Source organism: Chitinophaga pinensis (genome assembly GCF_007896845.1).
GTDB lineage: Bacteria > Bacteroidota > Bacteroidia > Chitinophagales > Chitinophagaceae > Chitinophaga > Chitinophaga pinensis_C.
Genome location: NZ_VOHS01000016.1, coordinates 115,825 through 138,759, shown reverse-complemented (window position 1 = coordinate 138,759; position 22,935 = coordinate 115,825). Strand labels below are relative to the sequence as shown.

The 22,935-nt window shown below is 45.4% G+C and carries 20 protein-coding genes; all 20 read left to right on the top strand.

Translation table 11 applies throughout. The features are described from left to right. Nucleotides 1-783: 783 nt before the first annotated feature. The 20 genes from FEF09_RS16915 to FEF09_RS33150 all read left to right on the top strand — a co-directional run bounded on the left by FEF09_RS16915 (nt 784) and on the right by FEF09_RS33150 (nt 22,928). Nucleotides 784-2,016 (top strand): SDR family NAD(P)-dependent oxidoreductase, encoded by a 1,233-nt coding sequence (locus FEF09_RS16915; protein ID WP_186774382.1) that lies wholly within the window; start codon nt 784-786, stop codon nt 2,014-2,016. After that, entirely contained in the window at nt 1,917-2,447 is a 531-nt protein-coding gene (locus tag FEF09_RS16910; protein WP_146306213.1) for a polysaccharide biosynthesis protein, read from the top strand. The genes FEF09_RS16915 and FEF09_RS16910 overlap by 100 nt, the downstream gene beginning before the upstream one ends. An 80-nt stretch (nt 2,448-2,527) precedes the next feature. Beyond that, on the top strand, nt 2,528-3,373 hold the full coding sequence (locus FEF09_RS16905) for a polysaccharide biosynthesis/export family protein (protein WP_146306212.1): 846 nt from the start codon (nt 2,528-2,530) through the stop codon (nt 3,371-3,373). 19 nt (nt 3,374-3,392) lie between these two features. Further along, a complete protein-coding gene (locus FEF09_RS16900; RefSeq protein ID WP_146306211.1) occupies nt 3,393-5,789 on the top strand; it encodes a GumC family protein in 2,397 nt (798 codons plus the stop codon). A 62-nt stretch (nt 5,790-5,851) separates the two neighbouring features. Continuing rightward, nucleotides 5,852-7,177: a nucleotide sugar dehydrogenase gene (locus tag FEF09_RS16895; protein WP_146306210.1), complete on the top strand. Its 1,326-nt coding sequence runs from the start codon at nt 5,852-5,854 to the stop codon at nt 7,175-7,177. 37 nt (nt 7,178-7,214) lie between these two features. Continuing rightward, nucleotides 7,215-8,366, top strand: a complete 1,152-nt coding sequence (locus FEF09_RS16890) for a DegT/DnrJ/EryC1/StrS family aminotransferase (RefSeq protein ID WP_146306209.1) — start codon at nt 7,215-7,217, stop codon at nt 8,364-8,366. 8 nt (nt 8,367-8,374) lie between these two features. Further along, nucleotides 8,375-8,947: an acyltransferase gene (locus tag FEF09_RS16885; protein ID WP_146306208.1), complete on the top strand. Its 573-nt coding sequence runs from the start codon at nt 8,375-8,377 to the stop codon at nt 8,945-8,947. Nucleotide 8,948: 1 nt separating this feature from the next. Next, nucleotides 8,949-9,974 carry a Gfo/Idh/MocA family protein gene (locus tag FEF09_RS16880; protein ID WP_146306207.1) on the top strand — a complete coding sequence of 342 codons (1,026 nt, stop codon included), beginning with the start codon at nt 8,949-8,951 and terminating at the stop codon, nt 9,972-9,974. 33 nt (nt 9,975-10,007) lie between these two features. Further along, nucleotides 10,008-11,294, top strand: a complete 1,287-nt coding sequence (locus FEF09_RS16875) for an oligosaccharide flippase family protein (protein ID WP_261387552.1) — start codon at nt 10,008-10,010, stop codon at nt 11,292-11,294. Nucleotides 11,295-11,301: 7 nt separating this feature from the next. Next, on the top strand, nt 11,302-12,612 hold the full coding sequence (locus tag FEF09_RS16870) for an O-antigen polymerase (protein WP_146306205.1): 1,311 nt from the start codon (nt 11,302-11,304) through the stop codon (nt 12,610-12,612). After that, nucleotides 12,612-13,679: a non-hydrolyzing UDP-N-acetylglucosamine 2-epimerase gene (gene wecB / locus FEF09_RS16865; protein WP_146306204.1), complete on the top strand. Its 1,068-nt coding sequence runs from the start codon at nt 12,612-12,614 to the stop codon at nt 13,677-13,679. Before FEF09_RS16870 ends, wecB (FEF09_RS16865) begins: the two co-directional genes overlap by 1 nt. A gap of 184 nt (nt 13,680-13,863) precedes the next feature. Continuing rightward, nucleotides 13,864-14,862 carry a glycosyltransferase family 4 protein gene (locus tag FEF09_RS16860; RefSeq protein ID WP_146306203.1) on the top strand — a complete coding sequence of 333 codons (999 nt, stop codon included), beginning with the start codon at nt 13,864-13,866 and terminating at the stop codon, nt 14,860-14,862. A gap of 60 nt (nt 14,863-14,922) precedes the next feature. Then, the gene (locus FEF09_RS16855; RefSeq protein ID WP_146306202.1) at nt 14,923-16,413 is read left to right on the top strand and encodes a nitrous oxide reductase family maturation protein NosD; all 1,491 of its coding nucleotides are present in this window, start codon (nt 14,923-14,925) and stop codon (nt 16,411-16,413) included. Nucleotides 16,414-16,455: 42 nt separating this feature from the next. Next, complete coding sequence (locus FEF09_RS16850) at nt 16,456-17,592, top strand: glycosyltransferase (RefSeq protein WP_146306201.1); 1,137 nt, start codon at nt 16,456-16,458, stop codon at nt 17,590-17,592. A 6-nt stretch (nt 17,593-17,598) separates the two neighbouring features. After that, the gene (locus FEF09_RS16845) at nt 17,599-18,636 is read left to right on the top strand and encodes a polysaccharide biosynthesis protein (protein WP_146306200.1); all 1,038 of its coding nucleotides are present in this window, start codon (nt 17,599-17,601) and stop codon (nt 18,634-18,636) included. Beyond that, complete coding sequence (locus FEF09_RS16840; protein ID WP_261387546.1) at nt 18,617-19,063, top strand: WxcM-like domain-containing protein; 447 nt, start codon at nt 18,617-18,619, stop codon at nt 19,061-19,063. Before FEF09_RS16845 ends, FEF09_RS16840 begins: the two co-directional genes overlap by 20 nt. Further along, complete coding sequence (locus FEF09_RS16835; RefSeq protein ID WP_146306198.1) at nt 19,060-20,178, top strand: NAD-dependent epimerase/dehydratase family protein; 1,119 nt, start codon at nt 19,060-19,062, stop codon at nt 20,176-20,178. Before FEF09_RS16840 ends, FEF09_RS16835 begins: the two co-directional genes overlap by 4 nt. Nucleotides 20,179-20,201: 23 nt before the next feature. Next, the gene (gene wecB / locus FEF09_RS16830; protein ID WP_261387545.1) at nt 20,202-21,353 is read left to right on the top strand and encodes a non-hydrolyzing UDP-N-acetylglucosamine 2-epimerase; all 1,152 of its coding nucleotides are present in this window, start codon (nt 20,202-20,204) and stop codon (nt 21,351-21,353) included. 1 nt (nt 21,354) lies between these two features. After that, nucleotides 21,355-22,578: a glycosyltransferase family 4 protein gene (locus FEF09_RS16825; protein ID WP_146306197.1), complete on the top strand. Its 1,224-nt coding sequence runs from the start codon at nt 21,355-21,357 to the stop codon at nt 22,576-22,578. Beyond that, nucleotides 22,575-22,928 (top strand): NAD-dependent epimerase/dehydratase family protein, encoded by a 354-nt coding sequence (locus FEF09_RS33150; RefSeq protein WP_261387544.1) that lies wholly within the window; start codon nt 22,575-22,577, stop codon nt 22,926-22,928. The genes FEF09_RS16825 and FEF09_RS33150 overlap by 4 nt, the downstream gene beginning before the upstream one ends. Nucleotides 22,929-22,935: the final 7 nt, after the last annotated feature.

Here is a 22,935-nt window from a genome sequence, read left to right as displayed (position 1 = left end):
GGATCGCAAGCATAACTTTAAAGTCTTTTAAAAAAATATCTTTAGAGTAATACCAAACAGGTCAACTGACATGCCATGAAAGACGCTTTGCATCATGTTAATACTTTTATGTTTCTAAGAAGAGCCCACGTTAAAGGCTGTCATCATTCCACCATAACGACGTGTTTGGATAAATGTGTTTTGTGATTTATTAGTTTAATACTGCGTATAAGTACGCATTGTTAAATTATGCTTATTTGATACTTCCACGAGTTTTGAAAAATAGTTATACTACCAAAAGCACGGATATACACGATATTGAAGAATTATGAAAAACGAGGCAGTTCTAATATGATGCAATATTAATATTAGAGATAAAAACATTGGTTGAACTCATCTGTAAATTGGGTAAAATTTAAACTTATGTATTTATTTTGCACGCAGGTTAAGACATAATCCACTGAGAAACATATTGTTTGAGATTCCGAAGTTGTTGAAAAACATTGATACAAGTTTTAACCTTATCTAATTAAACTGATGACTAAGAGATCATGGATTACCCCGTCCTGGCTGATTTTGTTATTAGACCTTGGGTGTTCGATTGTTGCAATGAGCTTATCTTTTTTACTAAGGCTTAACTTCAATATCGAAGACTTTGGTCGATACCCCATGCAGGATATTGTTATTGTGGTTGTGAGTGTGAACTTATTGCTGTCACTACTGTTTCGTACATACACGGGTATCGTACGTTATACAAGTATGGCTGACATAGGCCGCATATCATGTGTAAGCCTTATCAGCGCTGTGATATATTATTATATCAATGTAGCCGCCGTCGCTTATACGACAGAAAATATGTTTCCGCTATCTGTCATCGCTATCAACTTCTTCATCAACACTTGTTTCCTCCTTTCTTACAGACTCTTTGTGAAATGGGCTTTCCGCTACTATAGCAGATATGGCGTCATTAACAAAACCAAAGCTGTAATATATAATGCAGGTCGCTCGGGTCTCGTCGTACGTAAAGCCATTAATGAAGACCAGACAGGCAGTATACGTATCGCCGGATTTCTGGATGATAAATTAACCCGTGCGGGCAAACGCCTCGATGGATTGCCCATATTCGCCACCTCAAGAAGGTCATTGGAAAAACTTGTTAAACAAGAGAAGATCAAACTGCTTATCGTTGCTGATGAAACGCCTGATACGCAGATCCTGAACGAACTCGTTGACAACTGTTTTTCATTAAATATAAAAGTACAAAAAGTGCTGCCTGTTGATAAATGGATCAATGCCGGATGGAGCCCTGCAAAACTACAGGATATAAAGATCGAAGACCTCCTCGACAGATCCGTGATCAATATTAATAACGAACAGGTATCACGTGAGAATAAAGGTAAGTCCATACTCGTCACCGGCGCAGCTGGTTCTATCGGTAGCGAACTCGTAAGACAACTCGCCAAACTGGAACCTTCCGTTATCCTGCTGTGTGATAAGGCAGAATCACCATTGCATGAGCTTGAACTCGAAATGGCAGAACTGTCTCCGGCAACAACCATCGTACCTTATATCGCCAATATATGCGACAGAACACGTATGCAGCAACTGTTTGAAGTATACGAACCCTCTGTTGTCTATCACGCCGCTGCTTATAAACACGTGCCAATGATGGAGAAAAATCCTTCCGTTGCCGTGTTGAACAATGTACTCGGTACCAAGATGCTCGCTGAGCTGTCTGTTGAATTTGGCGTAGAAAAGTTTGTAATGATCTCCACCGATAAAGCCGTAAACCCCACTAACGTGATGGGCGCTTCCAAAAGAATTGCCGAGATCTTTACACAATCTTATAATACACACGTCAATCGTCAGTATAAAAGTCCAGTGCCGGATACAATCCGGCGCCTACCCGGTTTATCACCACCCGATTCGGAAATGTACTGGGTTCGAACGGATCCGTTATCCCACGCTTCAAACATCAATTGGAGAAGGGTGGCCCGCTTACCGTTACCCACCCGGATATCACCCGCTATTTCATGACCATCCCCGAAGCTTGTCAGCTGGTGCTGGAAGCCGGTGCAATGGGACAGGGGGGCGAGATCTTCGTCTTTGACATGGGACAACCGGTGAAGATTGCTGAACTGGCGTGTAAAATGATCCGCATGAGCGGACGGGAACCGGGCATAGACATACAGATCGTCTATACAGGGCTGCGCCCTGGCGAAAAGCTGTATGAAGAACTGCTGAACACAGCAGAAAATACACTGAGTACCTACCATGAAAAGATACTGATAGCAAGGGTCCGTGAATATGATTTTGTTGAGGTAAACGACCATATTGAAAAACTGATCGCTTCTGCCCAGAAGCACTACATCACACCAACCGTTGTATTGATGAAACAATTGGTGCCGGAATTCATTAGTAAAAATTCTGCGTACGAACAGTTGGACAAGGATATAATCAAGTTGTAATCCATCTATAAACAAAAGCGTCTGCGGCATAGATTAAACTATGAGCGTGGTGGTGCGTTATTTAAACAGTTATTTTTCTAATGAGACTCAGTAATTGCGAAATCAATTTCAGTAATCCCTTTTTTCTGTTACGCTTGTTTGTATCAGCTATCTCCCTGTTTACGTTTATGTCTTGCTCAACGCCAAAAAATGTAACCTACTTCAGGGATATTCCTGATACGGTGCTGAGAAGATCTATTGACCAGGCGCCTTATTACACGCCCGAAATACAGGTAGATGATATCCTGCAGGTAACGATCCAAACCCTCGATCCGGCGTCAACCGCAATGCTGAATCAAACAAATACTACCTCATGGCCTGTTACGGGAACCAGCGGAACGCAACCTGCTAGTAATACACAAGCTTCCAATGTGAGCGGTTTTCTGGTAGATAAGGAAGGTTACGTTGTACTGCCCCTCATCGGGAAAGTACAGGTGAAAGGAAAGACCACTGATAAAGTAAGAGATGATATCCGCGCAAAAGCCGCGGAATACTATAAAGATCCTGTTGTGAATGTTCGGTTTGCAAATTTTAAAATTACTGTGCTGGGAGAGGTGACACGCCCCTCCACGTACATCGTACCCAATGAAAAGGTCACCCTGCTGGATGCCATCGGTATGGCAGGCGACCTGACCATTTACGGTAAAAGGGAAAATGTCATGCTCATCAGAGACGCGGGGCCCAAAAAGGAATTCATCCGCTTCAACCTGAATGACAGCAAAACATTCACTTCCCCCTATTTCTATCTGCGGCAGGGAGATGTTGTATACGTTGAGCCAAACAAAAACAAAGTGTCAGGGACAGATACCAATTCGGTAAAGAGAATCGCCGTTATCACGTCCGTACTGACACTGCTCGTAGTTGTGATTTCAAGGATCAATTTCTAAATTTTTATCACTGTTTCATATGATGAATGATATTCATAAAAACGGAGCCTTCAGAAATAACCATGCGTCATCAGCTGAGTTCGAGAACGAAGAAGAAGGGCTCGATCTCAGAAAGGTAGTTGATAAGATGATCAGATACTGGTACCTGTTCGTGATCTGTGTCATGGCCGGCATCGCATGCTCGATACTCTACATGCGCTACGCCACACCAAGCTATAAGATCAGCGCTAAAGTACTGGTACAGGATGACAAAAAGAATGGTAATGTACCCGGTGCCGAAATTCTGGAACAGCTGGAAATGTTTTCCAGTAAAAGTAACGTGGACAACGAAGTAGAAATACTCAAGTCCCGATCACTCATGGAAAAAGTAGTACGCGATCTCGACCTCAACGTCAGCTACTTCGTGGAAGGCCGCGTAAAGAAAACAGAACAGTTCCTCCGTCTGCCATTTAAATTTAAATGGCTCTATCTGAAAGATACTCTCGAACAGTCACGCTATATTGTCAAAATACTCGACAATAATAAACTGAGCCTGACGACCAAAGGGATTCACAGAGAAGCAGCCTGGAATGACACCTTTCACCTGCCGGAAGGTATCGTGAAACTTGAACGTAACGAATTCTATCCTGTTCTTAATAAGGAATACCAGATCCGGGTTACCTCCTTCGACTATGCCGTTGGGCGTTACCAGAAACTCCTCGATGTAAGTATTCCAAATAAACAGGCCAGCACCATCAATCTGGTACTGACCAATACCATCCCGGAAAAAGGGGAGCTGATACTCAATAAACTTCTGCAGACCTACCTCAACGCCAGCGTAGAGGATAAAAACAGGATCGTAGACAGCACGATCTCTTTTATTGATAACAGACTCGGAATCGTCACCCGCGAACTTACCAGCGTCGAAAAAGATATCGAACAGTTTAAACAATCCAACCAGCTGGCCGATCTGGATGCACAATCCAAATTGCTCGTTTCCAATACAGGTGACTACATGAAACAACTGACCGAACAACAGGTCAGACTCAATGTGGTCGAATCGCTGGAACAATACATGCGGGATGAACAGAACGCAAGAAGAGTCGTGCCATCCGCGCTCATTGTACAGGATCCTACCTTCCTCGGCATCGTGGAGAAATATAATGCACTGCTGCTCGAAAGGGAACGACTGCTGATGTCCAATACCGAGTCCAACCCGGTAGTAAAGAATATGGACCTGCAACTGACCGGCCTGAGAGCAGACCTGCGGAATAACCTTGCCTCCCTTAAACAGGGTATACAGGTCAGCATCGACGAACTGGAACGTAATAATGGCCATATCAGTCAAAAGATCCGGGAGGTACCCGGCAAGGAACGCATTTTCCTCGATTATTCCCGTCAGCAGGCAGTAAAACAGGAACTCTATCTGTTTCTGCTTAAAAAGCGCGAAGAATCGGCGATCTCCAAGTCTTCGAATATTGCTATCGCCAGGGTGATAGATGCCGGTAAAAGCGATCCTTTGCCCTTTAAACCGAAAGGTTCCGCTATTTACATCATTGGCTTCATCGCCGGTCTGGTGATTCCTGCACTGTGGATCTACCTGCAGGGACTCCTCGGCCGCCGCATCAACAACAAACAGGATATACTCAATAATACGCCCGTGCCTATTCTCGCAGAGATCGGGCATAATAAGGATAAAGACATTATCGTGGTGGGCCGCGAGTCCAGAACGCCGATCGCCGAGCAGTTCAGGGCCATCCGTACCAACCTGCAGTTTATTCTGTCCGGCGAAGGGGATAAAGTAGTTATGCTGACTTCCAGCATGAGTGGTGAGGGTAAATCATTCGTAGCCACCAATCTGGCCGCTGTGCTGTCCCTTTCAGGCAAGAAAGTCCTGCTCATGGAGATGGACCTCCGCAAACCAAAGATCTCGCAGATGTTGAATTTCAATAATTCCGTTGGTTTCAGCACCTATGTGATCGGGAAAAGCACTCTGGAAGAGATTATCAAACCTTCAGGTGTCAGCGATAAACTCTGGCTGCTCCCTTCCGGTCCGATACCGCCTAATCCGGCAGAACTGCTGCTGACCGACAAAACACAAAAACTGTTCAGTCACCTGCGTACCCTCTTTGACTACATCATCGTGGATACAGCACCTATCGGTCTGGTAACAGATGCGCAGCTGCTTGGTCGTTTTGCAGATGCGACCCTCTATCTCGTGAGACAGGGTTTCACTTACAAACAACAGCTCACCATTACCAAGGATCTGTATCAGCACAGGAAAATGCCAAAGATCAACCTGATCGTGAATGACGTGAAAACAGGCGCCGGATACGGATATGGTTACGGATATGGCTATGGATATGGTTATGGATATGGGAACGATCAGCCCAGTAAAGGTATTTTCAAGAGAGTCAGAAAGCCGGTAACGAAATAAATTAAGAATTAAGAATTGGTGTGAATGAAATGGAGATGGAGAATACTAACCGAATGTAGAAAATGTCATCAGGGATAAATACTAAAGAACAAAATACGGTAGCCAATGCCAGTATTGCCGTCATCGGCCTGGGGTATGTCGGTTTGCCCCTGGCGATCGAATTTGCAAAAAAATACCGCACGCTTGGTTTTGATATCAACGAAGTGAGAGTAAGGGAACTGACCGTGGGGAAAGACAGGACAAGAGAAGCCAATATAGAGGACTTAAAGCGTCTGACCGCCACCGATGCCAGACAATCGGGTACAGGACTGACGCTGTCTTCTCTAAAGGATGACCTGCATGCCTGTAATATTTTCATCGTCACTGTGCCAACGCCTATAGATGACTTTAAAGCGCCGGATCTGGGTCCGCTGTTAAAAGCCTCTGAAATGCTGGGCAGCGTGCTTAAAAAAGGTGATATCGTGATCTATGAGTCCACTGTATACCCGGGTTGCACAGAAGAGGATTGTGTGCCGGTACTGGAGAAAGCCTCCGGACTGACATTCAATAAAGACTTCTTCGCCGGTTATTCTCCGGAAAGGATCAATCCGGGTGACAAAGTCAATACTCTGACCCGCATCAAAAAAGTAACCAGCGGGTCTACGCCCGAGATTGCGGACAAAGTAGACGCTTTATATCGCTCAATCATTGATGCCGGTACACACAAAGCCTCCTCCATTAAAGTGGCAGAAGCTTCCAAAGCCATCGAAAATGCCCAGCGCGATGTCAATATTTCTTTTGTCAACGAACTGGCACTCATCTTTGATCGCATCGGGATTGACACCAATGACGTCATAGAAGCGGCAGGTACCAAATGGAACTTCCTCAAGTATAAACCGGGACTGGTAGGTGGTCACTGCATCGGCGTTGATCCTTACTATCTGGCATATAAAGCACAGGCATTGGGCTATCATCCGCAGGTGATCTTGTCCGGTCGGAGGGTGAATGATAATGTGGGCAATTTCATCGCCAATAAGGTGGTGAAACTGATGATCGAAAAAGATCACAAAATAAAAGGCTCCCGTGCACTGATCATGGGTATCACCTTTAAGGAAAATTGTCCGGATGTACGCAATACCCGTGTAGTTGATATCTACGAAGAACTGAAACAATTCGGACTGGAAGTAGACATCTACGACCCATGGGCAGATGTGGAAGAGGTCAGAAATGAATATGAAGTGGAAGTACACAATGAACTGGATCAAACAGTCATCTATGACGCCATCATTGTGGCCGTCGCACATGATGAGTTCCTGACACTGGATTACGGGAAGATCAAAAGCGATAACGCTGTCATTTTTGATACACGCTCCTGCCTCGACAGAAGCCTCGTAGACGCCAGATTATAGCCGACAAGCATTCAACAAATAAAATAAACAGCAGAATATGTTAAACGCTGATATCATACAGGAACCCATTCAGATGGTAGATCTGAAAGGACAATATCTGAAGATCAAAACAGATGTTGATAAAGCTATTCAGGAGTGCATAGATACTACTGCCTTCATTAACGGTCCGCAGGTCGGCGCCTTTGCCGGCAAACTGCAACAGTACCTGAACGTAGAAAAGGTGGTAACCTGTGGCAATGGTACGGATGCCTTACAGATCGCATTGATGACCCTCGGTCTTGAACCGGGTGATGAGGTGATCGTACCGGCATTCACTTATGTGGCTACTGCGGAAGTAATTGGCCTGTTGCGACTGACACCGGTAATGGTAGAAGTCGATCCGAAGACCTTCACCGTCGATCCGGCTGAAATTGAAAAAGCCATCACGCCAAAGACGAAAGCCATCGTTCCTGTACATATTTACGGTCAATGTGCTGATATGGACGCCATCATGGCCATCGCAGCAAAACATGGACTGCATGTGGTAGAAGATACCGCTCAGGCAATCGGCGCAGAATATATCCACGCGGATGGTAGTCGTAGTAAAGCAGGTACCATCGGTACTTTCGGCTGTACTTCTTTCTTCCCTTCAAAGAATCTGGGATGTTATGGAGATGGTGGCGCCATGTTTACCAACGATCCTGCTCTGGCAGAAAAGGCGCACATGATCGCTAACCACGGACAAAAGAAAAGATACTACCATACCTATATCGGTTGTAACTCCCGGCTGGATACCATACAGGCGGCAGTACTCGGTGTAAAACTGGACTATCTGGATGATTATAACGACGCCAGAAACAAGGCAGCTAACTTTTATGATGCATTACTCGCAGACGTGGAAGGACTGATATTGCCTTACCGTAATCCATCGTCCACACATGTCTTCCACCAGTACACTATGCGTGTGAAAGAAGGCAGGAGAGACGAACTGCAGGCTTATCTGAAAAGCAACGGTATTCCATCCATGATCTATTATCCGGTGCCTTTACATCAGCAGGAAGCATTCAAAGGTGTCGGAAGAAGGATCGGTACACTGGAACTGACGGAACAGTTGTGCAGCGATATCCTGTCTTTACCAATGCATACCGAACTGACAGAAGAGGTACAACTGACAATTACCAATACTATAAAGGACTTTTTCAAACGATAAATTATAAGATGGGATTTTTTTCACACGAAACAGCCGTTATCGATGAAGGCTGTGAAATCGGAGACGGTACAAAGATCTGGCATTTCTCGCATGTTATGCCCAACTGTAAAATAGGAGAGCACTGTAACATCGGACAGAATGTAGTGGTTTCTCCGCATGTCGTACTGGGCAGGAATGTAAAAGTGCAGAACAATGTATCGATCTACGAAGGAGTCATCTGTGAAGATGATGTTTTTCTGGGGCCTTCCATGGTATTCACCAACGTGATCAACCCCAGAAGTGCTATTGTTCGCAAATCAGAGTTCCGTAAGACACACGTGGGTAAAGGCGCTTCTATTGGCGCGAATGCCACGATCGTATGCGGACATGATATTGGTGAATATGCCTTCATTGGAGCTGGTGCTGTGGTGACAAAGACAGTATTGCCCTATGCACTGGTAGTAGGTAACCCGGCGAGACAGGTCGGCTGGATCAGCGAATACGGTCACCGGCTCGCTTTTAATGAGCAGAGTATTGCTGTTTGTCCGGAAAGCGGACAGCAATATGAGCTAGTCAACAATGCCATAAAAAGGATAAAATAAAATGAGTGACAAAGTAAAATTTGCCGTAATCGGCTGTGGTCACATCGGCAAGCGACACGCAGAGATGATCTTCCGTAATGAGGAAGCGGAACTCGTCGCTTTGGTCGATAACAGTCCCAGACACACGCTGGGCATCGAGAAGTATCAGGTCCCATTTTTCTCCTCTCTGGACGATCTGCTGTACTCTGAAGTGGCAGAAGGTCTCGATGTAATCAACATAGCCACCCCCAATGGCTATCACGCCAGACAGGCCCTGCAATGTCTGGAAGCTAAGAAGAACATCGTCGTTGAAAAACCAATGGCGCTGAACAAGAAAGATGCAGAAAGTGTCATCTTCAAAGCCCTGCATGTACACAAACACCTGTTTGCCGTAATGCAGAACCGTTACTCCCCGCCTACAGTATGGATGAAACAGGTGATCGAACAAGGTGTACTGGGTAAAATTTACATGGTACAGATTAACTGTTACTGGAACAGAGATTCCCGTTATTATACACCGAATAACTGGCATGGTACCAAAGAACTGGATGGTGGTACTCTGTTCACACAGTTCTCTCACTTCATCGATATCATGTATTGGTTGTTCGGAGACATTGAGAACATCAAAGCCAAATGCGCCAACTTCAGTCACAGAGGTGTGATCGATTTCGAAGACAGCGGTTTTGTAAACTTCAACTTCGTCAACGGTGGTATGGGATCTCTGAACTACTCCACTTCCATCTGGAATGAGAATCTGGAAAGTTCTCTGACCGTTATCGCAGAAAAAGGATCTATCAAGATAGGTGGTCAGTACATGGATAAGGTCGAGATCTGTAAGGTCAGAGACTATACCATGCCAACCCTGCCACCCACCAATCCGGGTAATGATTATGGTGCGTATAAAGGCTCTGCTGCCAATCACCACTACATCATAGAAAACGTAGTAGATGTGATGAAAGAGCGGGCTGCTATTACGACCAATGCGCTGGAAGGGCTGAAAGTAGTGGATATCATTGAGCGGATCTATGCTGCAGCGCAGCAATGCTAACAGCGTGTTAAAAATAAAAAGGACTTGAAAAGTGTGTCATTAAACGGTTATATATCCCGGGTCAGGAATTCGGTTTTCTTAAGGAATGTCTCTACACTGGCAGCAGGCACTGTATTGAGTCAGCTGATCATTTTCGGAGCTTCTCCTTTTCTGACAAGGATCTATAGCCCGGTAGATTTCGGTGTACTGGCGCTGTTTACCAGCGTCAGTATGCTGGCTGCCATCCTCAGTACCGGCAGGTATGAACTGGCAATCGGACTGCCTGAACAGGATGAGGAAGCGATCAATGTTGTAGCGCTGACTGTGCTCAATTCATTCATGATGGCTGTCTTCTACATCGTAGTAATACTGTTATTGAGACAGAGCAGCTGGTCAGTCTTACAAGCTTCTTCCTTGCTCCATCAGCCTGTTGTATTCCTGGTACCGGTTTACACCTTTATGACAGCCGCTTTTTCATCACAGACCTACTGGAATCAGCGGCGGAAGTCCTATAAAGAAATTTCTACCTCACTGGTGACACAGGCAGTAGTGGCTACGGCTATCAACATCGTGCTTGGGCTTATCGGCTTAAGTGCATGGGGCCTGATAGCGGGATTGCTGATGGGACAGCTGGGCGCGAATCTTTTTCTGCTGGTTAAAATGATCCGGGAAAAAAGTTTCCGGGGAGTAAAGGCGGCAAAAATTAAAGAAGTAGCAGTACGATTTGTCAACTTTCCGAAGTACATGACATTTTCGGGTGCACTGCTTACCACCTCTCAACAGGTCGTGCCGATTATCTTTTCTTTCCTGTTCAACGCTGTGGTAGTAGGTTTCTTCTCTTTGGCCAACAGGATGCTGCGGGTGCCCAATATCGTACTGACCACCTCCATCGGGAATGTGTTCAGAAACGATGCCATCGACAGTATCCGGGACAAAGGCAGTTGTGAGCAGCTATACAAGGCAACCCTGCGTAAGCTGACCCTGCTGTCACTGCCCATTTATCTGGTACTTTGGATCATATCGCCTTTTCTGTTCGTGATCTTCTTTGGTAAGGACTGGGAGTCATCCGGTTATTTCGCAAGGATCATCTGTATCATGCTGGCACTTGATTTCATTGCGACACCGTTGAGTAATCTCTTCAATGTCATTGGCCGGCAGAAAGCATACATGCGTTTACAGCTGTGTAATACAGTAATTGGTGTAGGGGCCTTGTGGGCAGGAGCGAAGTTCTTTAACGATGCATATATGTCTATCAGCCTTTTCACATTGACGAATTGTGTGTTCAGTCTGGTGGCTATTTACATCACTTATCAATACTCAAAGGAACAATATAAAATCTGATTGCGCTATGGCGTTTTTCATATACGGTATCTTATTGTGTTTTGTCATCCTGGCTTATACTAAAGCAGGAGTCAGATTTTCTTTGTTCAATATCTACTTCGGGTTATTTCTGCTCTTTTACGGACCGGCATTTTTTATCTACAATGCTTCACTCCAACTTCTCGAAACGAACTATGCCATTACCTCCGTGAATATGCTTAGTTGCTTTGTTGTAGGATTCTTCATCGGAAAGTTTTTATTCAAAGAAGTGAAAGGGCGGAAGCGGGTTGCGTACACGAATTACAGTAACTGGACAGATCATATGCCGGAAGAGAAAATACGGATAAAACAAGGATTGCTGTATTCCCTGTTGCTGCTTAGTGCAGCAGTGATCTTTGCCGGTCTCTTTTTGTATGGAGGTATCTCTTCACTGTTTACGTTGTTGAGTAATCCTCTGGCGGATGCAGAACTGGTTAAACAATTAAGGCAGGACGCTGGTGTAACTGGCTGGATTGCGCCTTTCTATGTGTATACCACCTCGGGCATCGGCCGCTTGCTGGCCTTCGTGTTTATCGGATTGGCCTTTCAAAAGAAGAACCCCATCATGATAATGGCGGCTTTCGCCTTTGCCGTATTGCTGAGTATTTCCTATCTGGCGAATATGAGTAAGTCATCTTTCATCGTGTTTTATTGCCAGCTGTTGTTTTTCATGATGCTGTTCTTTAACGTGCGAATCAATTTCCGCAAGGCCTTACTGTATGTCTCGCTCATTATTCCATTGCTGATAGGCGTTTATCTGGTAGCAACCAATGCAGGTGATGCCGGTACCGCGCTGGATCTGATCGGGCACAGGATCTTTGTAGAGCCGATCCGCGTATTACAGCTTTATCCTAAATTTTATCCGGATATCTTACCGCATACCAATGGGATGAATATCCGGCTGGTGCATGATTTCTTTTCGTCTGATAATTATGTACCTGCGCACGTGGCAGTTACCGGCGGACTGGAACATGCTTCCTTCAATGCCATGTTTATCGCGGATGCGTATGTAGACTTTTCTTATTTCGGCGTCGTGATACAATCCATCTTTGTAGGCTATCTGCTGTCGTACCTCGACTTCCTGTTATACCGCAAAAATAATTACCTGCAGAAAGCACTGATGGCAGCACTGCTGATCGGCATCTTTTCTATGATCAATTCAGGGCTGATCACATCGCTGATAGGATTTGGTCTTGTTACACTCCCGATACTGGCTTATTTCCTGCGCAGCAAAAGACGCCGCAGGATCTATATCGGTCCTTCAGATGTTGAGTATACAGAACAGTTTAAAGTTATATAATGAAGATCGTAACCATTTTAGGGGCCAGACCACAGTTCGTAAAGGCGGCCGTTGTGAGCAGGGAAATAAGCAGCAATGCGGGTGTCCGCGAGGTGATTATCCACACGGGCCAGCATTATGATAAAAATATGTCGGATATCTTTTTTGAAGAAATGGAGATTCCGTCGCCTGATTATAATCTGAATATAAATGGCTTGTCACACGGTGCTATGACAGGTGAAATGCTGAAAGGTATAGAGAGCATCCTGCTGACTGAAAAGCCTGACTATGTAATGGTGTATGGCGATACGAATTCAACCATTGCCGGTGCGCTGGCCGCCAAAAAGATCCATATAAAAGTAGCACACGTAGAGGCAGGATTGCGCAGTTTCAATATACGGATGCCGGAAGAGGTGAACCGGATACTGACAGACCGGATTTCTGATAAGTTGTATTGTCCGACGCAGACAGCTGTTGATAATCTCCTGCGGGAAGGCTATGCAGCACTGGACGGACAGATCCATAAAACAGGTGATGTAATGCTCGATGCGGCATTGTTCTATTCGCAGAAAGCAAAAGAAAAATCGGCCATCATTGAAAGATTGGGGCTCGACAGATTTGTACTCTGCACCATTCACCGGGCAGAAAATACAGACGATCTCAACAGACTGCGCTCCATCGTAAACGCCGTCAACGAGATAGCCGGTCATATCAGGGTAGTGGTACCTATTCATCCGCGTACCCGGAACATACTGGCTAAACATGCTATCACCGTCAACTTCGAAATGATAGATCCGGTGGGATATTTCGATATGCTGAATCTGATCACGCATTGTAGTCTGGTAATGACAGACAGCGGCGGACTACAGAAAGAAGCCTTCTATTTTAAAAAGAACTGTGTAACACTCCGGGATGAAACGGAATGGGTAGAGCTGGTAGACAATGGATTTGCCGTATGCGTAGGCAGCGATACCTGTAAGATACTGGAAGCCTATCATCGCCTGTTACATACCGAAAATGACTTTTCCCTCGACCTGTATGGTAAAGGAGACGCTTCTGAAAAGATCGTAGCCGGATTATTTAACTAATTATTAAGTCACTTAACACTGAATATATGAGGATCGTACACTTATGTAATTACTTCCAGCCGGAGCTTGGCTATCAGGAATATTTTTTAGCAATCGAACATGCCAAAATGGGGCACGAAGTAACGGTGGTGACCTCCGAGCGATATTTCCTTTTCCGGATTATGAAAATACCACAAAGCCGGTATTGGGCAACAGGATACATGAGCCGGGTGAATATGATCTCGAAGGCTATCGGGTTATTAAATTGCCTGTCGCATTTGAAGTGAGTAAACGTGTATGGCTGAAAGGACTGGAAAGGGTGCTCAGAAGACTCCGGCCAGATCTGGTGGTATGTCATGGCATTGGTAATTTTAACGCCTTACGGGTGTCCAGCTGGAAAAAAACCATGGGTTTCAAACTGCTGGTGGATGACCATATGCTGATGTCTGAGGTCAACCGTTCCATTCTCGGCAAACTGTACTATAAGACTTTCAATTTCCAGAAAGTATATAAGAGTGCAGACAGGATCGTCGGTGTGGCGGACGAATGCGTACAGTATATCGTAGATTTCTACCGTTACCCGAAATCAAGAGTGGAAATGATACCGCTGGGCGCGGATACAAACCTTTTCCGTTTTGAAAAGGAACAGGCTGCCGCTTTCCGGGAGCGTAACGGGATAGATCAGGATGCGATCGTTATTACCTACACCGGCAAACACACCTTCAAAAAAGCCCCGCATTACACACTCATAGCGTTGGATCAGCTGAGAGACAAGCTGGGAGATAAAAAGATCGTGGCACTTTACGTAGGTAATATGGAGGCGAATTACAGGGAAGAACTGGAATTACATGCCGCAAAGGTAGCTGACAGGGTAAAGGTGATCATGCTGCCTGCAGTTACCAACAAGGAACTGGTAGCGATCTATTCCGCCAGTGATATTGCTTCGTGGCCAAGACAGGGTTCTATGTCTATGATCGAGGCTTGCAGCTGTGGCGTACCCATCGTTTGTTGTGACTTCCTGACGGAACGTTATAAGAATAACAACGGTATTGCCATCAAGGAAGATAATATGCAGGACCTCATCAATGCGTATGATTTCCTGATCAATAATGAAGCAGAAAGAAAGGCGATGGGACAGAGAAGCAGGGAGCTCATCATGAATGAGATGTCGTGGAAGAGTATTGCTGAACGATATTTGGAATAGGCCCTAAACTTGCATAGGTGAAGATGATATCTTTTTATTCTCGATTTAAATGATAATATCATGACTATCAGGATCCTGCAGGTGGCGTTTGGGCTGTTCTTCTCTTTTATCTGCATTGCAAATACCGGTAAAGCATACGCCCTGTCTGTTTACAGAAATGTTGCTATAGATGTCAGAGCCCTTGGTGCAAAGGGAGACGGTTCGACAGATGATAGCAAAGCTATTCAGCAGGCATTGAATCAGGCGGCGACGGCAAGTGATAAGACGGTGTCCTTTCCCGCAGGACAATATCTGATCAGCCAGACACTGAGAACAGCGGCTGCCGGTACACGGATGGTATTTGCGAAAGGAGCGTCATTGAAACTCGCCAATAATACCAACGGTGGTATTCTCATCCTGCATGATAACTGTAGTGTTGAAAATGCAACATTGCAGGGGAATGGTCAATCGGCCCCTGATCTGTATAAAGGTTTTGGTATTGCATTATCGGCGGTATCCGGATCAACAGTAAAGAATTGCAATTTCAGTGGTATCAGCGGTTTTAATATATTCCTGAACAGGAACGGCAATAAGGGGTGTACAAAATGTATCATCACAGGTAACACCATCAAATCACCCGCATTGTCGATTCCCAAAGGCTATGATGGAAGTGGTATTATGATCGGGTATTCAGGAACAGGATATGCGCATAAGGATAATGAAATCAGCAATAACACGATTGATGGTGCACAGACGCTGGGACACGGTATTGCAGTAATGGCCCATGGATCCGGGAATAAGATCATTGGTAACACGATCAGTAACTGTCTGCGTTACGGGGTCCTTTCTTACGAGACCAGTTACGAAGATTCTACTTTGTTCACTACCTCTATTATCAATAATACCATCAGTAACATCGGCGCAAAAGACGGTACGACCAACAACATGGGAATGGGCATTTACGTCATGAAAACGCACGGTGCGATTGTAAAAGGGAATAAGGTGACCAATACACTGGTCAATTCAGATAATACGGAAACATTGGGCAGAGGCGCGATTACCGTAAGTGGTGGCGTGGGATGTACAGTGGAAGATAACACCATCGTCAATTCCGGCAGATACGGTATTGTGTGTATTTATGGCTTCAATACCGCTATCAGAAATAATAAGATCCTCGGTGTAAAAGAATCGGGTATCTATATGAGAAATACCAACGGCAATGTGATCGAGGGCAATGAATTCAGAGATATCGCAAAACTGGCGATCCGCGGACAGTTCGGAAACACCGGCCGTCCCGCTTATTCATCCAATGGTTTTCTGACACGCTTCAGAAATATACCGACAGGAGAGGGCATCCGTATTGCCAACAATAAATTTTATGGTACATCTACCAACGTAATCAATCTGGTAGGAGAAGATGACAGGACAAGCCCCGGATATAATAATCAGCTGAAAGATCTGGACATACAGGATAATCAGCTGATAGGAAACAAAAATACAATAGACAATTCCATCAAAGTATCAAATGTGGCGCCCGGTGGCAGCAGAATTATGAGGAACCGGAATAATTAGCAGCAGCGCAAACGCCACGTATGAAAAACACATTAACTGACAATGAAATTATTCATTAATGCTGCAAACCTGAGATTCGGCGGAGGCAGGACCGTCGGATTCAATATCATCAACTATTATTCATCACATCCTGCAGTATCATCGATGATCGTGACCGTACCGGCAGGCTGCGGTTATGAAAGATTCGCGGCCAATAAAAAAGTGAAGTTGCTGGTATATGATAAGATATACAATCATGCTGTATTGAAGATCATATCCAATTATTTCCTGCTGCCGTTAAGGATCGCATTTACAAAGACAGACTTTATTCTGAGTCTGGGAAATATTGCAATCCCGACAAGAAAGACACAGTTTCTCCTGATACATCAGGCGTATGTGGCGTATCCGGAAAGTATCGTGTGGAAACGTATCAGACAAAATGATAAGCCGTTCTACCGGTATATCATGAATACACTCCGGCTGATAAGGACTAATCTGCGCTTTGTGACCATGTTGGGCGTACAGACGGAGTCAATGAGGTCCCGTATGAGTCGTTTGTATAAGATACCGGAAGAACGTATTGTCGTCATTCCGAATGCAGTTTCTTATACCAGCGGTATCGCTCCGCCTCCAAGAAGAAGTGAAACTGAGAAGGAGATAAGGCTGCTTTTTATCGCCAAATACTATCCACATAAGAATTATGAGATATTATACGGAACCGGGAAACTGATCGCGGAGAGGAAATTGCCGATCAAAATTACAGTGACGATAGACCGCTCAGAAAATGAAGGCAGCAAACGTTTCCTCGACACGATCGAACAAATGGGACTGAGCCATATTATTGTCAACCATGGCAACGTACCACTGGAAGAGCTGGGGAAAGTGTATGCCACACAGGACGGATTGTTCCTGCCTACATTACTGGAATCATTCTCCGGATCATATATCGAAGCGATGCATTTCCGCAAGCCGATATTCACCAGTGATATGGACTTCGCACATGAAGTATGTCTCGACTCCGCTTATTACTTCGACCCCCATAATCCGGAAGATATCGTTAATAAGATCGTGGATGCATTCAACGACCCCAATACAATGGAATATAAACTATGCCGCGGACAGGAGATACTGGAAGGGTCCAAGACCTGGGATGATATCGGAAAATTCATCGATGATAAATTTTTGAACTTAGCTAAATAACTACTCATGTTTAAAGATAAATGCCTGCTTATTACCGGTGGTACAGGTTCCTTCGGAAATGCTGTACTAAAAAGGTTTTTACATACTGATATCCGGGAAATCAGAATCTTCAGCCGTGATGAGAAAAAGCAGGACGATATGCGTAACCTGCTGCGTAGTGATAAGGTGAAATTTTTTATGGGAGACGTACGCGACTTCCGTAGTATAGATAACGCTATGGATGGCGTGGATTATGTATTCCATGCAGCTGCTTTGAAACAGGTACCTTCCTGTGAGTTCTATCCCATGGAGGCTGTGCGTACAAACGTACTGGGGACCGAAAATGTGGTAGAAGCAGCGATCAAACATAAAATAGAAAAACTGATTTGTCTGGGTACAGATAAGGCGGTATATCCCATCAATGCCATGGGTATTTCCAAGGCGATGATGGAAAAAGTAGCCATTTCAAAAGCGAGATTACATAACAGACCATTGATCACTTGTACCCGTTACGGTAACGTCATGGCCAGCAGAGGCTCCGTGATTCCCCTGTTTATATCGCAGATCAAGGCAGGGCAGCCACTGACCATCACGGATCCGAAAATGACCCGTTTTATGATGTCTTTGGATAATGCGGTAGAGTTGGTGCTGTTTGCTTATAAGAACGCCAATCCCGGTGATATCTTCGTACAGAAGGCGCCTGCAGCAACCATTGGTCAGCTGGCCCGTGTACTGATAGAATTGTTTGAATCCAGAAGTGAAATCAATGTCATCGGTACCCGTCACGGAGAAAAACTGTATGAAACCCTGCTGACCCGCGAGGAGTTTGGCAAGGCGGAAGATATGGGCGAGTTTTATCGTATTGCAGCCGATGACAGGGACCTCAATTATGCGAAATACTTCTCCGAAGGAAATGAACGGATCGCAGAAGCGCAGGACTATCACTCACACAATACCTATCGTCTTTCGGATGATGAACTGCGTACGATGCTGCTGAAACTGGATTATGTACAGGAACAACTAAGTAACAGCCATGTCGGAGAAGGTGAATTATATAAAGGGTAACCAGTTCAGCGATCATCGTGGTACGCTGCAATTCGTGAATGACTTCAGCTTCCCCGATGTAAAGCGTTTTTACCAGATCACCCATCCGGATGCAAGTGTTATCCGTGCGTGGCAGGGACATCGGATAGAAGAGAAATTCTTTTATGTGGTGAAAGGCAGATTTGTGATCGCCTGGGTGGAAATAGATGACTGGGAACAGCCTTCTCCCGATCTGCAGGCGGAACATGTCATACTGGAAGAAGGATCGCCCGCTGTTTTACATATACCCGCAGGATATGCCAATGGCATTAAAGCATTGGACCCCGGATCTGTGCTGATGGTCTATTCAAATCTTAATCTGGAAGCATCTGCCGCAGACCGCTGGTCATTTGATCAAAACCTTTGGTTTGACTGGCAGCAGGCAACTGCTCACATCATTACTGCATGAAAAGAATCGGTATTACAGGACAGTACGGATTTATCGGAAGTTATCTGTTCAACAGGATAAGTCTGCGAAAAGAAGAATTTGCACTGGTCCCTTTTAAAAGGGAATATTTTGAAAATGCCGGCGAACTGGCCAATTGGGTGTCGCAATGTGATGTGATCGTCCATCTGGCAGCTATGAATCGTCACCCGGATCCACAGGTGGTACACGATACTAACGTGGAACTGACTACAAAACTGCTGGACGCCCTGAAAGCGACACAGGCGGCTCCGCAGGTGATCTTTTCTTCGTCTACACAAGAGGAGCGGGAGAATCCCTACGGACAATCAAAAAGGCAGGGCCGGGAATTGTTGCATGAATGGGCAGCAGAGATCCATGCACCGTTTACCGGAATGGTTATTCCGAATGTATTCGGACCCTTTGGGAAGCCGTTTTATAATTCGGTGGTAGCTACTTTCTGTCATCAGTTGTGCAACGGAGAACAGCCGCATATCGATAACGACGGACTACTAAAGCTGATCTATGTCGATGAACTGGCGGACCATATCATTGCCGCTATCAGAGAGGAGAAAAACGATCCTTTGTGGCTCCTGCCACATACGACGGAATGTTATGTCAGCGAAATACTGGAAAAGCTGGAGTCTTACCGGGATCTGTATCTGGAAGAGGGTATTTTTCCGGCATTACCGGATCAGTTCAGCGTACAGCTGTTTAATACTTACCGCAGCTTTATAGATCATGCGTCCTATTTTCCTTATAAACTGAAACAACACGCTGATAACAGAGGCGTATTTGTAGAGATGGTGAAGTTGCAGCAGGGCGGACAGGTATCGTTTTCAACGACGGTACCGGAGATCACCCGGGGAAATCATTTTCATACCCGCAAGATCGAGCGCTTTCTGGTTATCAAAGGCAAGGCGCTGATAGAGCTGCGGCAATACAATACAGATAAGGTGCTGCGTTTTGAACTGGATGGCAGTACGCCGTCTTATGTGGACATGCCGGTGTGGTATACACATAATATTAAGAATGTAGGAGAAGAAGAGTTGTACACCGTATTCTGGATTAATGAGTTTTTTGATCCGCAGGACCCTGACACCTATTTTGAAGTCGTTTAAAAAGAATCGCGTATAAACCAGTTATGAGTAACACAATGAAGAAACTGAAAGTACTGACTGTTGTAGGAACCCGCCCTGAAATTATACGTTTGGCCAGAGTACTGGCAAAACTGGATGAATCCGAAGCTATAGAACATGTGCTGGTGCATACGGGACAAAATTATGATTATGAGCTGAACCAGATCTTCTTTGAAGACCTTGGACTGCGTAAGCCTGACCATTTTCTGGAAGCGGCGGGAAAGACGGCCACGGAAACAATCGGTCAGATCCTTATTAAGATCGACCCGGTACTGGAAGCGGAGCAACCAGATGCCTTCCTTGTACTGGGAGATACGAACAGCTGTCTTTGTGCGATTCCGGCCAAGAAGAGAAGGATCCCGATCTTCCATATGGAAGCAGGGAACCGATGTTTTGACCAGCGGGTACCGGAAGAAACGAACCGTAAGATAGTGGACCACATCAGCGATATTAACCTGACTTATTCCGACATCGCAAGAGAGTACCTGCTCAGGGAAGGATTGTCACCGGACAGGGTCATTAAAACGGGTAGTCCGATGTATGAGGTATTACATCACTATCTGCCTAAAGTAAAGCAATCAGGGATACTGACGACGCTTGAGTTAAAGGAACAGCAGTACTTTGTTGTATCTGCGCACAGGGAGGAAAATATTAACTCAGATCGAAACTTCGATCATCTTGTAACGACTTTGAATGGTATTGCGCAGCAATTCGGTTATCCCGTGATAGTATCTGCACATCCGCGTACAAGGAAGATGATCGAGGCAAAAGGCGTGACCTTTGATCCGCTTGTCAAGCTGATGAAACCGATGGGGTTGAGTGATTACATCGCCTTACAGTTACATGCAAAAGCGGTGTTGTCGGACAGTGGAACGATATCCGAGGAATCGTCTATTCTGAATTTTCCTGCTTTGAATATACGCGAGGCACATGAACGGCCGGAAGCGATGGAAGAGGCATCTGTGATGATGGTGGGGCTTCATCCGGAGCGTATCATGCAGGGACTTGTACAACTGGCAGCACAAAAGAGAGGTGAGGAGCGCACGTTGCGGGAGGTGAGTGATTACAGTATGCCGAATGTAGCAGATAAAGTAGTGAGAATTATACTGTCTTATACTGATTACATAAACAGGGTTGTATGGAGCAAAAATCAGTGATATGATCAGGGAGAAAACATTTTGGGTAGTTACAGAGTTGTTTTTTCCGGAAGAGACGTCTACTGCTTACATCATGACCAAGATCAGCGAGCAGGTAGCGGGGAAACGGAAAGTACATGTGCTTTGCGGACCGGCCGCTTATCAGCAGTCGAAGATCATGTCAGATGCACATGGCCTGGAGAATATCGAGATTACCCGTGTGAAGGCAGGTAATCTGAACAAAGATAAACTCTTACAACGGGCTTTGCGGCTGGTGCTGATCAGTCTGCGGCTGGCTATTGCCTTGTTTCGTAAAGCGAAGAAAGGAGATGATGTATTGCTGGTGACCAATCCGGCGCCGTTGTTACTATTGGCGGCACGCATTTGTCGCTGGAAGGGCTTGCGTTGTTATACGATCGTACATGATGTTTTTCCGGAGAATCTGGTGGTGGCGAAGCTGGTCAGACCGGGGAGTCTGCCTTACCGCTTCCTGAAAAGCATATTTAACGCTGCTTATAGTCGTATGACGGTGTTATTGGTATTGGGCAGGGATATGAAGGCCTTATTCGAAGAAAAGATGGCTAAATATACGCACAGGCCATTGATTCATATCATTGAGAACTGGGCGGATATTGAGATTATCAGTCCGGAGAAAAAAACGGTCAACGGCCTTGTACAGGACTTGCATATTGGCGAGAAGATCATCTTTCAGTTTGCCGGTAATCTGGGGCGGGTACAGGGTTTACAGGAGCTTTTTGCTATTATCCGGGAGGTAAGGAACCCTTTGCTGCATTTTATGTTTATTGGTGAAGGGGCTTCTAAAAAAGAGCTGCAGGATTATGTAGAAGCGCATCAGCTGACGAATGTAAGTATGCTGGACTCCTTTCCGAGAAGCAAACAGCAGCATTTCCTGAATGCATCTGATATTGGTATTGTATCGTTACAGGATGGTATGGTAGGGTTAGGCGTACCTTCCAAGTCATATAACATTCTTGCGGCGGGTAAACCGATCCTTTATATTGGCGACCGTAGCGGAGAAATAGGGCAGATGGTAGAAGAGCATGGGGTCGGCTGGTGTTTTCAGCTGACCGACAAAGAAGGCCTGTTGCGTTTCTTTAACAGCTTTTCTATGGCATCAGTTGCCGAGCTGGAAGCGAAGGGCGTCCGCGCCCGTAGTCTGGCGGTAAATGTATATTCCAAAGAGCGTATCCTTGACAAGTATGCGCAAATACTTACAGTATCATGAAAGCGTCTTTGCTATTAACCGGAGCTTCCGGTTTTCTGGGCACGGAGATCCTGCATACACTACGATCTGAATATAATGTGACAACGATAGGACGTAATGGCGCTGAATATGGGCAGACAAGTCATGTGAAGATGGATCTTTCCAGAGAGAAATCAAAGGAACTGCCGGCATGCGAGGTAGTGGTGCATTGTGCCGGAAAGGCGCATGTAGTGCCTACATCTCCCGAAGAGGCAGATGAGTTTTATAAAGTGAATTTATATGGTACGGTGCATCTGTGCGAGTCATTGGAAGCATCAGATGCCATTCCGTTTATTTTGTATTTATCAGTACAGTTGCTGTGTATGGCGTAGATGAGGG

Excerpts from the sequence above, each read along its gene's own strand:
- FEF09_RS16835 (WP_146306198.1), top strand. The coding sequence starts at position 19,060 with ATGAAAAGAATCGGTATTACAGGACAGTACGGATTTATCGGAAGTTAT.
- FEF09_RS16885 (WP_146306208.1), top strand. The coding sequence starts at position 8,375 with ATGGGATTTTTTTCACACGAAACAGCCGTTATCGATGAAGGCTGTGAA.
- wecB (WP_146306204.1), top strand. The coding sequence starts at position 12,612 with ATGAAGATCGTAACCATTTTAGGGGCCAGACCACAGTTCGTAAAGGCG.
- FEF09_RS16905 (WP_146306212.1), top strand. The coding sequence starts at position 2,528 with ATGAGACTCAGTAATTGCGAAATCAATTTCAGTAATCCCTTTTTTCTG.
- FEF09_RS33150 (WP_261387544.1), top strand. The coding sequence starts at position 22,575 with ATGAAAGCGTCTTTGCTATTAACCGGAGCTTCCGGTTTTCTGGGCACG.
- FEF09_RS16845 (WP_146306200.1), top strand. The coding sequence starts at position 17,599 with ATGTTTAAAGATAAATGCCTGCTTATTACCGGTGGTACAGGTTCCTTC.
- FEF09_RS16900 (WP_146306211.1), top strand. The coding sequence starts at position 3,393 with ATGATGAATGATATTCATAAAAACGGAGCCTTCAGAAATAACCATGCG.
- FEF09_RS16825 (WP_146306197.1), top strand. The coding sequence starts at position 21,355 with ATGATCAGGGAGAAAACATTTTGGGTAGTTACAGAGTTGTTTTTTCCG.
- FEF09_RS16895 (WP_146306210.1), top strand. The coding sequence starts at position 5,852 with ATGTCATCAGGGATAAATACTAAAGAACAAAATACGGTAGCCAATGCC.
- FEF09_RS16890 (WP_146306209.1), top strand. The coding sequence starts at position 7,215 with ATGTTAAACGCTGATATCATACAGGAACCCATTCAGATGGTAGATCTG.
- FEF09_RS16850 (WP_146306201.1), top strand. The coding sequence starts at position 16,456 with ATGAAATTATTCATTAATGCTGCAAACCTGAGATTCGGCGGAGGCAGG.
- wecB (WP_261387545.1), top strand. The coding sequence starts at position 20,202 with ATGAGTAACACAATGAAGAAACTGAAAGTACTGACTGTTGTAGGAACC.
- FEF09_RS16855 (WP_146306202.1), top strand. The coding sequence starts at position 14,923 with ATGACTATCAGGATCCTGCAGGTGGCGTTTGGGCTGTTCTTCTCTTTT.
- FEF09_RS16880 (WP_146306207.1), top strand. The coding sequence starts at position 8,949 with ATGAGTGACAAAGTAAAATTTGCCGTAATCGGCTGTGGTCACATCGGC.
- FEF09_RS16870 (WP_146306205.1), top strand. The coding sequence starts at position 11,302 with ATGGCGTTTTTCATATACGGTATCTTATTGTGTTTTGTCATCCTGGCT.